This window comes from Pseudomonas sp. CVAP#3, assembly GCF_018986375.1.
Classification (GTDB): domain Bacteria; phylum Pseudomonadota; class Gammaproteobacteria; order Pseudomonadales; family Pseudomonadaceae; genus Aquipseudomonas; species Aquipseudomonas helvetica.
Window position 1 is genome coordinate 231,569 of the sequence record NZ_JAHMSC010000004.1, and the last position, 14,084, is coordinate 245,652.

Annotated in this window: 13 protein-coding genes and 1 pseudogene; 10 read left to right on the plus strand and 4 right to left on the minus strand. The window is 56.7% G+C overall.

Annotation, left to right across the window (positions count from 1 at the left end):
* Window positions 1-10: 10 nt before the first annotated feature.
* Entirely contained in the window at window positions 11-1,237 is a 1,227-nt protein-coding gene (locus KRR23_RS09470) for an RtcB family protein (protein WP_216742293.1), read from the minus strand.
* 366 nt (window positions 1,238-1,603) lie between these two features.
* On the minus strand, window positions 1,604-3,154 hold the full coding sequence (locus tag KRR23_RS09475; protein ID WP_216742294.1) for a TROVE domain-containing protein: 1,551 nt from the start codon (window positions 3,152-3,154) through the stop codon (window positions 1,604-1,606).
* A 205-nt stretch (window positions 3,155-3,359) separates the two neighbouring features.
* On the opposite strand from KRR23_RS09475, the gene rtcR reads away from it, so the two are divergent.
* The 4 genes from rtcR to KRR23_RS09495 all read left to right on the plus strand — a co-directional run bounded on the left by rtcR (window position 3,360) and on the right by KRR23_RS09495 (window position 7,286).
* Entirely contained in the window at window positions 3,360-4,958 is a 1,599-nt protein-coding gene (gene rtcR, locus KRR23_RS09480; RefSeq protein WP_216742295.1) for an RNA repair transcriptional activator RtcR, read from the plus strand.
* Window positions 4,959-5,197: 239 nt separating this feature from the next.
* The gene (locus KRR23_RS09485; protein WP_216742296.1) at window positions 5,198-5,611 is read left to right on the plus strand and encodes a hypothetical protein; all 414 of its coding nucleotides are present in this window, start codon (window positions 5,198-5,200) and stop codon (window positions 5,609-5,611) included.
* Between the two features lie 353 nt (window positions 5,612-5,964).
* A complete protein-coding gene (locus KRR23_RS09490) occupies window positions 5,965-6,642 on the plus strand; it encodes an SOS response-associated peptidase family protein (protein WP_216742297.1) in 678 nt (225 codons plus the stop codon).
* Window positions 6,643-6,941: 299 nt separating this feature from the next.
* Window positions 6,942-7,286, plus strand: coding sequence for a hypothetical protein (locus KRR23_RS09495; protein ID WP_253912003.1), 345 nt, complete (start codon window positions 6,942-6,944; stop codon window positions 7,284-7,286).
* Window positions 7,287-7,315: 29 nt separating this feature from the next.
* Here KRR23_RS09495 and KRR23_RS09500 read toward each other — a convergent pair whose 3' ends face one another.
* Window positions 7,316-8,557, minus strand: coding sequence for an MFS transporter (locus KRR23_RS09500; protein ID WP_216742298.1), 1,242 nt, complete (start codon window positions 8,555-8,557; stop codon window positions 7,316-7,318).
* Window positions 8,558-8,560: 3 nt separating this feature from the next.
* Between KRR23_RS09500 and KRR23_RS09505 the strand changes: the two are divergent.
* The 4 genes and pseudogenes from KRR23_RS09505 to KRR23_RS09520 all read left to right on the plus strand — a co-directional run.
* Window positions 8,561-9,061 (plus strand): annotated as a pseudogene (locus KRR23_RS09505) (LysR family substrate-binding domain-containing protein); the annotation flags it as partial.
* A 345-nt stretch (window positions 9,062-9,406) separates the two neighbouring features.
* Entirely contained in the window at window positions 9,407-10,111 is a 705-nt protein-coding gene (locus tag KRR23_RS09510) for a phytanoyl-CoA dioxygenase family protein (RefSeq protein ID WP_216742299.1), read from the plus strand.
* Between the two features lie 191 nt (window positions 10,112-10,302).
* On the plus strand, window positions 10,303-10,977 hold the full coding sequence (locus tag KRR23_RS09515; protein ID WP_216742300.1) for a DUF3313 domain-containing protein: 675 nt from the start codon (window positions 10,303-10,305) through the stop codon (window positions 10,975-10,977).
* A gap of 189 nt (window positions 10,978-11,166) precedes the next feature.
* Complete coding sequence (locus tag KRR23_RS09520; protein ID WP_216742301.1) at window positions 11,167-11,667, plus strand: hypothetical protein; 501 nt, start codon at window positions 11,167-11,169, stop codon at window positions 11,665-11,667.
* A gap of 91 nt (window positions 11,668-11,758) precedes the next feature.
* Here the strand turns inward: KRR23_RS09520 and KRR23_RS09525 are convergent, their stop codons facing one another.
* Entirely contained in the window at window positions 11,759-12,022 is a 264-nt protein-coding gene (locus KRR23_RS09525) for a hypothetical protein (RefSeq protein ID WP_216742302.1), read from the minus strand.
* Between the two features lie 354 nt (window positions 12,023-12,376).
* Here KRR23_RS09525 and KRR23_RS09530 point away from each other — a divergent pair, with 354 nt between their 5' ends.
* Together KRR23_RS09530 and KRR23_RS09535 are read left to right on the plus strand one after the other, a co-directional pair.
* Entirely contained in the window at window positions 12,377-12,583 is a 207-nt protein-coding gene (locus tag KRR23_RS09530) for a hypothetical protein (protein WP_216742303.1), read from the plus strand.
* Window positions 12,584-12,711: 128 nt separating this feature from the next.
* Window positions 12,712-13,824 (plus strand): CapA family protein, encoded by a 1,113-nt coding sequence (locus KRR23_RS09535; RefSeq protein ID WP_216742304.1) that lies wholly within the window; start codon window positions 12,712-12,714, stop codon window positions 13,822-13,824.
* The last annotated feature ends 260 nt before the right edge of the window (window positions 13,825-14,084 follow it).

Consider the following 14,084-nt stretch of genomic DNA (forward strand, 5'->3'; position numbering starts at 1 on the left):
CCCATTTTTTCTATCCTTTTACGCACACCACCTGACGCAAGGTGTGCAGCACTTCCACCAGCTCGCGCTGGGCGTGCATGACAAGGTCGATGTCCTTGTAGGCCATCGGAATTTCATCGATGACGGCAGCATCCTTGCGGCACTCCACATGGGCGGTGGCACGGATCTGATCTTCGACGGTGAACATGCTTTTCGCTTTGGTACGGCTCATGGTGCGGCCAGCGCCATGGCTGCAGGAACAGAACGACTCTTCGTTACCAAGCCCGCGGACAATGAAGCTTTTTGCGCCCATCGATCCCGGAATAATCCCCAACTCGCCCTTCTTCGCCGAGACTGCGCCCTTGCGGGTTACCAGGATGTCCTCACCAAAGTGCCGCTCTTTCTGCACGTAGTTGTGGTGGCAATTCACCGCTTCCAGCGCAACCTCAAAGGGTTTGCTGATCACTTGCCGTGTCGCCTGAATCACCGCTTGCATCATCAATGCACGGTTCTGCCTGGCAAAGTCCTGCGCCCAGCCGACTGCTTCGACGTAATCATCAAAGTGCTGGCTGCCTTCCTCGAAGTAGGCCAGGTCGCGGTCCGGCAGATTGGCGATGTGCTGACGCATATCCGCCTGGGCCAACTGAATGAACAGGTTGCCAATGGCATTACCGACACCACGGGAACCGCTGTGCAGCATGAACCAGACCCGGTTGGTTTCATCCAGGCACACCTCGATGAAATGGTTACCGCTGCCCAGCGTGCCCAAGTGCATGCGGTTATTGGTGTTGGCGAGTTTCGGGTACTTATCGGTGATCGCCTTGAACCGCGGATCCAGTGCCGCCCAAGCCTGATCAGCTTGTTGCGGGATATCGTCCCAGGCCCCTTTGTCTCGGCGAGAACGCGTCGATGTACGCCCGTGAGGCACCGCTTTCTCGATCGCGCAACGCAAGCCGTGCAGGTTGTCTGGCAAATCACTGGCCGTCAGCGATGTACACGCGGCGATCATGCCGCAACCAATATCCACCCCGACTGCAGCCGGAATGATCGCCCCAACGGTAGGAATGACGCTGCCGATGGTCGAGCCCTTGCCCAGGTGTACGTCAGGCATCACCGCAAGGTGTTTGAAGATAAACGGCATCTTTGCGGTGTTCATCAATTGCTGTTTGGCTTCATTTTCTACCGGGACGCCTTGGGTCCAGAGCTTGATCGGTTTACCGTTGGCGACTTCCAGCAGTTGGTAGGTATGTTCTTGCATGATTTCAGTTCTTTTCTATTGGCCGATTGTTCGGCGTTGTTCTGGTACCTGAGGCGACAAGGTTTGGTGAAACATGCATCGCGCTCTACCGCTGAGCTACAGCCTTTCGGCTGGCGGGATTCGAACCCGCGACCACGTTGTCCTGTAGTTCCACCGGCATTCGCCGGGCAAATCTTAAAAAGGTGGCACGACAAAAAATTAGTGGCTGTTGCGCGTTACCGCGCACCGGGGTTAACCGGTCTTAGATGTACAGCCAACTGGCATTCGTGCCTTTCACACTTACTGACAAGGGTTTGATGAGACGTCTTTGGATGTAGTCCCATCGGCATTCAGCGTCTGTGAAAAATCAATTTTCTGCGTATCCGATCAAGGTTCCATTGCCTCGATCGCTTTTACCCAATGTTGCGCACCATAGTTACCGATGGTGAACTGTTCGATCACATCGAACACCGCGTCGCTGAAACCGCCGACATTCAGGATGTCCTCACGATCTGCCGCCTGTGTTGTGGCGCCGGGTTGCATATCGATGCACACCAGCCGCGCTTGCGGGTTGACCTGCTTGATGCGCTCCCATTGCCGCATCGTCTCAGTGGCGCCGTGGCGCCGCACATCGATCCAGGATTCGTTATCCGAAACCAGGATCAGCGTATCGACCTTGGCCTTGACGTTCGCCAGTTTCACCAGCGGCGCCGAGCAGTTAGTCCCGCCACCACCAATGGCGGCCAGCTTTCCGGCATTGCTCATTACACTGTCGCGAGGGTTAAGCTGAATATCCACCACCTGCATTTCAAACGGCATCACCCGAGCGGCCGGCTGCTTGCGCAATACCGCCGCAGCCACCAGCGCAGCAACATCAATGCAGCGTACTGCCGTGGTCGCTCCCTGACGATAACCAGTCACGGGGCTGTGCATCGAGCCCGAGACATCCGGGCAAACAATCACCGAACCTTGCAGCGCCGGCACGTTAGCCAACGACATCTCCAGCGCATCCTGTAACGCTTCACGAACCATTTGCGGTACGTCATCACCGGTCATGCGATAGGCTGCTAGCAACTGGTACGGATAAACCCGTGACTTGGTCACTGCTTTGGCATCCGCCAAGCGGGCCGCTACATACTCGGTGCATCCTGGTACCTGAAACGCGCCATGGCGTGCCAGGGTGTTGAGGTTCATACGCAGCGCCTGCCAACCCATGTTCCGGGCCTGAGTCGCCCATTGTTCCTTGCTCAGCATTTCGTTGCCGAGCAACTGGAACGGCACTTGTGGCACCTCATAGCCCGTCCCGCTTCGAAACGCCAGCAGCGAGCGCGTCAGTTCTGGCAGCGCCTGCACATCCACCGGCTTACCGATCAACCAAGCGAAGAATGCTGCACGCCAGGCGTCTTGGGGTTTCGGGTGAACCATCTTCACTACATCCGCCAAAGATGGCTGATTACCGATTGATGCCTGTAGCAGCTGACGTTCGCTGGCGTTGTTCAACCAGTTTTGCACCAGACGTTTTGGCTGCGAACCGAGCGACTTACGCCCCGTCACACCGCTGCGCAGAATCTGGACGAAATTGCGCAACATCTTGCCACTATCCACCACCTGCTCGAACAGCTCCGGTACCAGTACCGAGCGCTGTGCAGTCAAGGCTGCAAGCATCAAGGCCGGCATATCTTTCATGTGGCCTTTTTTACGAGCGTAAAGAGCGGCCTTGGCCACGTAGCGGCTGTCCAGCTCGGCCACCAGTTGCAACACGTTTTCCAGTTGGCTTTCGGCCGATGCGTAAAAGGTCTGGTTCAGGCAACCGGTCACCGCCAGTTGGGCCAGCTTATGCTTGGCTGTATAGGCATAAGCCGGCGCCTGAGCCGCATTCAGCGTGCCGCATGCCGGTACCGCTGCCTGTTGGGTGTTGAACAGCTTGAAGTTAGCCATCGTGGCGTCTCGCTCTGTTGTCTTGTTCGTTGCCAGAGATATTGCAGCCGACGTGCCAGGTTATTAATTTCGAATGAAAATAATCTTAACTACATGATTTATAAGGTTTATTTTTGTATTTTTATAATTTCAGCCATCCAATCCGAGACAAACAGCCAAGAGATTATTTATCATTTCATATCGCCATTTATCTCTTGGTATAAGAATGTCAGGCAAACGTACTGTCGCCATCGGTTTCATCGGCTCTACACTCGATCGCGTCGGCAAGGGCGCCAATCGCTGGAGTCATTGGCGACCGAGTGTTGGCCTGTGCCAGCAACCGGATGTGTTGATCCATCGACTGGAGCTGATCCATGGCGTCGACGCCCGAGACGTCAGCCTGGCGGAGCGCGTTCGCGAAGACATCCGTCAGGTCTCGCCGGAAACCGAAGTGCACCTGCACCCTATGTCATTGCATAACCCATGGGATTTCGAAGAAGTGTACGGGGCTCTGCACGATTTCACGACGGCCTACAGGTTCGATACTGAGCACGAGGATTACCTGGTGCACATCACCACCGGGACCCACGTAGCGCAGATTTGCTGGTTCCTGCTCACCGAAGCCCGCTACCTGCCGGCGCGACTGATCCAGACCTCTCCCGCTCGCCGACTTAACGAGGAAGAGCGCGCCATCGGCACCCACGCTCTGATTGACCTCGACCTGTCGCGCTACGACCGCATCGCCACACGCTTCGCCCATAAACGCCTGGAAGGCCTGGCTTTTCTCAAGTCCGGGATTGCCACCCGAAACGCAGCGTTTAACCGCTCCATCGAACAAATCGAACGCGTGGCGGTGCGTTCACGAGCGCCAATGCTGCTAATCGGCCCGACAGGTGCAGGCAAATCCTTTCTGGCACGCCGTATCTATGAGCTGAAGCGCAGTCGCCACCAGATACAGGGCCGCTTCGTCGAAGTGAACTGCGCTACGCTGCGAGGTGACGGTGCCATGTCTACCCTCTTCGGCCACATCAAAGGTGCTTTCACCGGAGCGCAAAACGCCCGCGACGGCCTGTTGCGAGCGGCCGATGGAGGCATGCTGTTTCTTGATGAAATTGGTGAACTGGGGGCGGATGAACAAGCCATGCTGCTTAAGGCCATTGAGGAAAAACGCTTCTTTCCTCTGGGCTCGGACAAGGAAGTGGAAAGCAACTTCCTGATCATCGCCGGCACCCACCGCGACCTGCGCAACCGCGTGGCAGAAGGATTGTTTCGCGAAGACCTGTATGCGCGGATCAACCTGTGGACATTCGACCTTCCCGGCCTGGCCGGTCGCCGCGAAGACATCGAGCCGAACATCGATTTCGAGCTCGAGCGCCACGCCCGTGAACAAGGTCATATGGTGCGCTTCAACCTCGAAGCGCGGCGTCGTTATCTGACCTTCACCAGCTCAAGTGAAGCGGCCTGGCTGGGTAACTTCCGAGAGCTGTCGGCCTCCATCACCCGCATGGCGACACTGGCCGACAGCGGACGGATCGATGAAGCCCAAGTTCAGGAGGAAATTGATCGCCTGCGCTACGCCTGGGGGCTGACACAACCAAACGACGGACTGGACCGATTGCTCGGTGAAGACGTCGAACTGGATCTGTTCGATCGCCTGCAACTCAAGGCAGTACTTGAAGTTTGCCGTCAGGCGGACAGTCTGTCCGATGCGGGACGCCGGTTGTTTGATGTGTCCCGCCAGGCAAAAGCACAGCCGAACGATGCTGATCGTCTGCGCAAATACCTGGCGCGCTTCGCCATCGACTGGAAGCAATTGTCAGATTAACGTTGCGCTCAGCTGCCAGCACCACCGCATTTTCCCTCTAACTGGCAGTGCTGTCGCACCCTTAGTGTGATCGACAAGATCAAGGCTGGCGACATCCCCCGGAGCCGTGCCGAAGAGGCGGCAACGAGGTGGGCGGCACTTCCCGAAGGGCCTGGCAAAGCGAATCATTACCCGCCGCAACCGTATGTCGAATGTTCAAAATTTTTGGCGAGCTACACATCAGCTGGAGGGACTGTTAAATGAAGGTTTCGACCCTCGCGTTCATCGCCCTCTATTGCATTGGCACCAGTGCTGCGTTTGCGGATGGCTCGCAGGCGACAAACGACAAGCGCGGGCCGGCAGGCATCGCCGTCGGTGAGCCCTTGGTCGCGGTCAAGGCCAAGCTCATCAAACAAGGATGGAAGCCGACGCGGATGCATACCACCGACGGCTATGAATATAGTGGCGTGGAGCGTGAGCTGGCTGCGCACAAGTACTATGAGGTCGATGTCTGCTCTTTTGATAGCTCGCGTTGCATCTTGTTCTACACAAAGAACGGCGTTTGCCTGCGCGTAGACACTATCGGCGAGCAATTCAATGACATGACGGTTACGCGATGGGCCGATGAGTGTCCTGACGCGCCTCCAAAACCAAGTAAGCGCGGCGCGGGCTAGCGACCGACCATTGCCGAAAATTGCGGTCATTGCGCTTCAGTGTGATCCCCCCTCACATACGCCTGGCACGCAGCCAGAGCGATCAATCCTCGGTCGCCGTCGTCGGTGATGCCGATAATTCGTTGAGCATGCGCCGGGTCAAGTCGGGCGTGTGCTCTTCCATGAGCCAATCGGTTGTTTGTGAAGGCTGGGGCGTGTAACTCCGGAGGTTCTAGCCCACTCAAGCTCCCATCAAAACCCCACATTGGCCCACCCTCCCAGATGCACGCACTGCTTTGGCAGTATGTTGGCCGGCCTCATAGAGCGCCCGAAAACGATCGTCTAAACTCAGGGTTGAACTTGAGGGTTCAGCCATGTGCGGACGACTTTCGCAATACAAGGGTATCCACGACTTCGTGGCGGCGCTGAGCATGCCCAATGCTCTGGTCAACACCGTTGGCGACCAGCCGCTCGAGCAGTACAACGTCGCCCCCACAACAAGGGTCGCCCTCTTTCGCCAGGAGGGCGACACGCTGCACGCCGACCTGGTCAGGTGGTGTTGGCGACCGCATTGGGCAACCGATCAGCCAGCGAAACCGAACGGCAGAGTCGAAAAGGTAGCGCATAGCCCATTCTACCGGGCGATCTGGCCGCACCGCGCCATCACACCCATCAACAACTGGTTTGAGTGGGTCGATGAGGGCGGGCCGAAGAAGCAGCCCTATTTGATCCGGCATCGGGACGGTTCACCGATCCTGTGCGCTGCTATCGGCCAGTTTCCGATCGGCGACCACGCGCCCAGCGAGTATGACGGTTTCGTGATCATCACTGCCGATTCGGCAGGCGGCATGGTGGACATCCACGATCAACGCCCGGTAACACTGGCGCCCGAGGTGGCACGAGAATGGCTCGACCCGACCACACCCAAGGAGCGCGCAGAGCATATGATGATTCAACAGGGAGAGACGTCCGAGGCCTTCGAATGGTTCAAGGTCAGCACAGCCATTGGCAATGTGCGCAACCAAGGCGCGAGCCTGATCAAACCGATCTGAATTGCTATTTGTCCCGCTGAGCCCTGCAATTCACGTAGGCATCACTCCCCGGCTTGGCACCATACGATTGGCAAACGGCGTCATCCGTAGCGTTTTTCTCCACTATGGCGGCCGACAGATTTTTTAAACTTTGCTGGCGAACCTCATAGCCGAGAGTCCACCCACCCTGGCGCGGGTTACGGCGGATCGACTACGGCGTCAGGCAGATATCAAATTACGATAAGCTCATGGAGAGACCATTGCATTACAGCAATGGGACTGTCTGGCTTCACACACAAGAGCTTTGGCGGAACCCTTAAATGAAACCACACCTTGTTGCTTGCATTTTGCTTTGTTGCGTTAGCTTTTTTGCGAACGCAACAGATGTTCCGATTAAAAAAGGAATGTCATTCTTAAATGCACGAAAAGCATTGATTAAACATGGCTGGAAGCCAAGTTTACCGAATGAGATGCAGCCGCTTGGCACTGCAGTAATACTTAAAAACATGGGTATTAGTGAAATCGAAAGATGCACCCAAGGGGTGCAATATTGCGAGTTCAATTACAAGAAAAACAAGGAATGCCTAGGCATCACCACCACTGGCGAAGAAGTAAAAGATCTGATAGTTGATGGTTGGGGCTTCAAGTGCCCCGAGAGGTATTAGAGAGGTTGCGCAACCACTCTTGACCCTGCCTAGTCCTGAAACAGGTATCGCGATCGTGCATCAGCGTCCAGACCTCTCTGCACAAACCAGGACAACGGCAGTGTCAGCAACAGGGTGGCAGCCAACATAATCACCGCGACGGGAACACCGGTGACGTCACCGAGGGTGCCAAACAACACCGGCGCCAGCGCACCACCCCCAATGGTGCCGGTGTAAAACACCGCGAACGCCTGCTCGCGTTTACCCGGCCCCGCCAGATCCGGCACGGCGCCATACAGCACCGACGACGTGCCGTTCAGCGCCAGCCCCAGCAGCGGCAACATCACCATCAGGCCGAAAAACGGCAGATACACCGCCATGACGATCAACACCGCCGTGGTGAACTCGGTCAGCCACACCGTCTTCACCATACCGATGCGTGCACCCAGATAGCCACACAGCAACTTGCCGAACGCGCCCCCCACGAACAACATCGTCAGCGCCAGACCGATGCCTGCCGTCCCGGCGCCCTTGTCTTTCAACAGAAATGGCAAGAAAGTGAGAAACCCCATACGCACCGCGCTGTCCAGCGTACCGGTCAGGATCAATGCGCGCAGCCCGATGGCAGAACCGTTACCTGTGATCGCCCTGGTTGCTTTGCCGTGCGTGGGCAAAGGCTCGGCACGAGCCGGGATCAGCCACCACAGCAGGCCCGCTGCCGCCAACCCGAGCAGACCCAGCAGCGTGACACTGGCGCGCCAACTGATGACTGTCAGCAACAGACCGATCAACCCCGGGATCAACGTTTTGCCGATATCGCCGGAGAAGTTGTACTGCGACAACGCTTGTTTGACACCCCCGCCCGCCTCGTAAGTATCGGTGATCAACGAAGATGCCAGCGGGTGCTGAGTACTGGCGCCCAATCCTCCCAACAGCAGCGCCAACAACAGCACCGTCAACCCGCCAGCCTGCCCCGCCAGCAAATAGGCCAGGCCTGCGAGTGCCGTTCCGCCCACCAGCATGCGCTCTCGCCCCCATCGCTTGGCGGCCCGGCTCGCCAACAGTTGAAAACCGGCCATCATTCCGGCATAGGCACCGCGCAACAGGCCGATCTGGGCGTAGCTCATGCCGAACTGCGACTGCCAGATCGGCAACAGCACATAAATAACGTCGGTCAGCCCATCATGTACGGCATGAGCACCGCAGCCAGCCACCAGGGATCGTCGACGGACTGAAGCATCGGCGGATTGCGGCGCGCACAGGGAAGATATTTCGTCTTTCAAATCGTTCATCGTATTTATTCGCAAGTAGTCGATGGCCGCATCGATATCGGCATGAGCCGGCTGCTGCCTGAAAGCGGGCAAACCGATGTGCAGGTATTGTCTCTCGGGGGAGAACCACTGGTGGCCGCCCTTTCCAGTGACAACCCGCTGGCCAGTCAGGACGAGGTCACCCTGGCCCAGCTCAGTGCGTACTCGTTGATTCTGTTTCCGGCCGATTATGGCTCCGGGCTCAATGAATCCATAGAGCATCTGTACCGACGCAACGGTCTGCCAATACGTCCAGGTCCGTCTGGGCGACAGATCACCTCGATCATCGCCTTGGTGGCCGCTGGCCAAGGCGTCGCTCTTGTCCCCCAGTGCACCAGGACCCTGGCCAAAAAGGGTGTGACCTACCGGCCGCTGGCAGACCCTGAAGCCTGCGCGCAACTGCTGATACTCACGCGAACACAAGGACGCACCCTGCTAGTCGAGGCATTCATGGACGTGGTCGATGAACTTTTGCATGGCCGCTAGTGCTCACCTTCATTGAACCCGGCGCCACCTCTCTATCTGCGCACCCAGTATGGCAATCGAACCGATTTGAAAGCTGGCACGCATAAATCCCCCAATTTTTCCGATACAGAAAGCCCACTACCCAGCTCCCGATTTTCCACTGAGTAGGCCTTCCCCGGCCCGTAGCTAGCAGCAGAGAGCGACCAAAAACGGTCAGTCACCCACAGCTAATACTCAACACCGCTCGCTCTGCTCACTAGACTCGTAAAAGCTACGCTTAAGCATTGGCCGATCATAGCCTAATGCTGTTGTCCAGCCCGGGGGCGCTTTGCAAGAGGCGTAAATGGCGAGGGAATTGAGGAATCCATGACTGACCGCGAGCAACTTCATCGAGATGGCTATGCACTGCTCCGTCGAGCGATCCCGGCCGAGTGGCTGGATGACCTTCGTGCCGTGTTCGATGCGGGCGTGAAACCGGCGGACCAATGGCCTGTGCCGCGTGGCATGGATTGGCGCCATTCGCTGCTGGACGCTGATTCGAAGATTCAGGCTGTGTGTCGCCTGCCGGAGGTGCTGGCGGTGGTGGGTGAGTTGATCGGAGAACGGTTCTTCCTCTCGCAGGTAGAAGGTCGCGAGCCTCTTGCAGGTGGCGGTCATCAGCAGCTGCACCGCGACTTGTCGGCCCAACGGCCAGGCGACATTGTGAACGTCCTGGCTTATTTCGACGATTATGGTCCCGAGAACGGCGCAACTCGTATCATCCCTGGCAGCCATCGCCCTGAGCAGGGAGAGCCGCCATTCGACTTCAATGACGAGTCCCGGTCGGTGCAGCTTTCAGGCTCCGCGGGTGACATCCTGGTGTTTGATGTTGATCTAGTGCATGCGGCCAGTCTGAACTTAATCGGCGCACGCCGTCGCTCCATCCTGATAAGTTATTTTTCGGAGCCTCTATATGCGTCACACCTGGAAACGGTGGGCCTGCGAAGTATTCGGATGGACACGACCGATCGATTCGATCCCTCGGATTTTGCCTTCGGGGCTAATTCGAACAAAGCGAAGCTGGAATGCTAGCCAGCCATATATTTCATTTAGGTAACATTTCTACTGCATGGAAATAAGCGGGACATACTCCAGCAAAGGACACAAGGCACTCTATGCAGACCGCATCATAAGGAATCCAGCGTGCAGGTATTAGCCCTATAGCCTGTCGCTGCCGTCAACTCGATGCGGAATAGAACGTCTTAATCCATGGAGTAAGCAGTATGAGTCTGTCCAGAAAATTGCTTGTCGGCGTTGCCTTGAGCGGCCTGCTGCTCGGCGGATGCACTTCAAGAGTCACGGAGAAGGAACAGTACTCAGGGTTTCTCCCCGACTACAACAACTTGCAGGAAGTCACTACACCCAGCGGTGAGAAAGCCATGCGTTGGGTGACCCCGTCTTGGAATCCGAACACTTATGACACGGTGGCCTTCAAGCGATTGGAACTGTACCCGACACCACAGCCCAATGAACGGGTCAACCGCCAGACGCTGGACCAGTTGCAAACCTACATGACGAACAATGCCAAGAGCGCACTGGGCCAAAAGTACCGTGTGGTACCCAATGTTCAGTCGGCCCCCGCCGGTTCGCGAGTCCTGGTCGTACGCGCTGCGATTACCGGGGTCAGTGCGTCCAACGAAGGTATGAAATGGTATGAAGTGGTTCCGGTTGCGGCCGCGATAGGCGCGACTCAGGCGGCCACCGGCCACCGTAATCAAGAGACCGAGTTGTACATTGAGGCCGAGATGATCGACGCAAGCAATGGCCGGACTGTGGCCAAAGTGGTGCGCAAGGTCTTCGGTGAGCAACTGAAAAATTCAAGCCAGCAGGTTACCGCCAACGATTTCAAAGCGGCGATCAAAAAACTGGACAGCGATATACAAGCATTCATCGAATAGCAATGAACTGTTAGCCAGCTTCCAGTTTCGTGATATCAGGCCAAAAGCGGCGTCAGAAATCATCGACGTCGACGAGGCGAGCCTGATACTGGGTCAACAGAGCATGCCGGCTGTCTGAAGCCTGAGAACGATGGACGCATGCCACGCGTCCTAACTCATGCAAACCCACTCACATCGATGGAAGCCATCATGCATTTAAAGAAGACGAATTTCGTAGCTTTGATGACATGCGTAATGATGCTGGCTGCAGCACCTTTACTCCCAATTTCCTCTGCCTATGCAAAAAGTGGTGGCGGCGGAAACAGTGCAGGTCACGGCAGCAGTAGCGGCGCCGGCGGCCAGGGAGTAGGTCATTCTGCTGATGCTGACGGCAATGGCCGTAGCGAAGGCCATACTGCTGACGCTGATAGCAACGGCCGTAGCGAAGGCCTGGATAGCGATCATGACGGTAAAGCAATCAGGGATCATGGAATCAGTGGCAAGCACACCGGGAGCATTCGCCATGACAGCAAAGGTCATGGTTCGGCGACTTCAGGGATCGCACACTCCAAAACCACACACGGACTTACAAAGGCCACAGCGATCTCGACCACCACACCTGGCAATCACAATGAAAAGGGGCTGAGTAACGCTGCTACTTCGAGCACCAAACATTCGAGCACCAAACAAGATCAGGATAAAGATCAGTAGACCCGATCTTTACGTCTTCATGCACCAGTATGATGCAGAGAGCCCGCCGGTTGCGGACTTTCTCATTCCACCTCAGCCGACCTTGAACATCTTAACCAGCCTCTTGGCTCGCCTGCGTTTCACAACCTCTTTCAGCATCTTGAACCAACGCGTTCAAGAGTTCTTCGGTATGGTTTATCGAATCACGTATCTCGTCAAACGCCTCATCCAGAGCTTTTTCGATTTCGAGTGCAGGAGATCCACGTAATGTCTCCTGTATTTCAAGCTCGTCCTGCTTGAACTGTGACAAGTTGGCGCGCAATCCCTCTAATCGAAGAGATATCTGTGAGATATGGTGTCGGCGGCGCTGAACCACGATGTTTCTCCTGTTGGGCTCCCATACCTATTTAGAACGCTGTCTGCAAAGAGATGTTCGCATTTCCTGACCAAAGGATTCGGTCTCGGAAAAGTCCTTTAGAAACCAGATAAAAGTTCGCCCCCCTTACTCACCGGCAGCTCGTGGCGGATGGGCTTAGTTTGTTCATGGATAACTCCGCGACACCATTCGTCGCCTGCAATACGTGGCGCAGAATACGCGACCATGCCTGGCTCAAGGATTGCTAAGTACGCCCGTAGCAGCCCCGGAACGACATAATTCTGACGCGGCGGCAATCAACATTAACGCTTAAGGACTCCAGCGATACGCCTGGTCAGTCACCGGAGATGTAACGTGTCAACTCTCAATGAAATCGCAGCGAACCACGCGAGAATGGCAAAGGCAAACGAAGACGAGTCGACCGGGCTGAGTGAGCAACACCTTCAAATAGTGGGCAGTTTTGAAATCCCCTCCATCGATGCACAACAGCACATTCCACTGCACCTGATCGCCGGGGTGCAGGACAATCACTTCGAACAGGCAACTGGCTACTTGCTCTGACTGCGTTTGATTTCAATACCGGGTTGGTTCGTCATCGGCTTGTCGCAGGCCACGCAGAAAAATTGATATTTTCAACAGTGTGCGAGCAAAACGTGCGGTGAGCTGATCGGGATATCCGGGAGGGTGTCATGGCCGCTGTTATCGATACGCTGAAGCTGTTTCTCGCGGGCGACGTCATGACCGCCCGCGGCATCGATTCGGTACTGCCGCATCCTGGCGATCCGCGGCTTTACGAAGCTTACGTCAAGAATGCCGGCGATTACGTTCGGCTGGCAGAAAGACTCAATGGATCGATTCCCCACCCGGTCGATTTCGCCTATGTCTGGGGCACTGCGCTGGATGAGTTCGAACTTCGCCAGCCACACGCACGCATCATCAATCTGGAAACTGCGGTGTCCCGCCGCGGACGACCGGAGCCCAAAGGCATCAATTACCGCATGAGTCCGGAGAACTTCCCGGTCATCAGCGCAGCCGGCATCGACTGCTGCATGCTGGCCAACAATCATGTGCTGGACTGGGGGGAAGCCGGTCTGACCGATACGCTAGACACCCTGTCGAGCAACGGTATGTGCAGCGCCGGCGCCGGACGTAACCGGCAAACTGCCGAAGCGCCTGCCGTGCTGCCGCAGCCTGGCGGGCGGCGCTTGCTGGTGTTTGGCCTCGGCGCACCCGACTGTGGCATCCCACCGGACTGGGCCGCCACGGACAGACGCGCGGGCGTCGCACGGCTGGAGGACCTGTCGATGCAAAACCTGGACCTTGTGGCCAAACGGATTCTTGCGGGCAAAAAACCGGGAGACCGAGTGGTCGCTTCCATTCACTGGGGCGGTAACTGGGGATTCGATATCCCGCGGGAGCAGGTCCGGTTCGCCCATGCCTTGATCGACGAGGCCGGAGTTGACGTGGTGCACGGGCATTCCTCACACCACATCAAGGGCATCGAGGTGTACCGCGAACGCCTGATTCTCTATGGCTGCGGTGATCTCCTGAACGATTACGAAGGTATCGAGAACCACGCAGACTTTCGTGGCGACCTGGGGCTTCTGTACTTTGCCGCCCTGGACCCAAGCGGGTGCCTGCAATCGCTGGACCTGATACCCATCCGCCTCCGTCGCTTTCGCATCTGTCGCGCCGAAGGGGATGACTGTCAATGGCTGCACGACACCCTTTCTCGCGAATGTGCACGCTTGGGCAGCCGCATCGAGCCAGGCGCGAAAAATGTCTTCACGTTGTGTTGGTAGGAATTGAGATTGGCGAGACTTTGTCAGCAACGCATTTCCCTGTGCGAATCCCAGTAACGCCCTGCCTCACTCGAATAGTAGCCAATCTGCCGGATTCAACTGAATAACCTATGGGATCTCAACCGTCAGGGCTCTGACGCCCAGATAACGTTCGAGCTATTGATAACCGGACACCGGTCAGGGTTGATCTCGCGTTCGCGATGAAGCCAGACCCTGGTTCGCTCGGCATCGAATTTTCGCTCGTTCCGTTCCCTCATAAC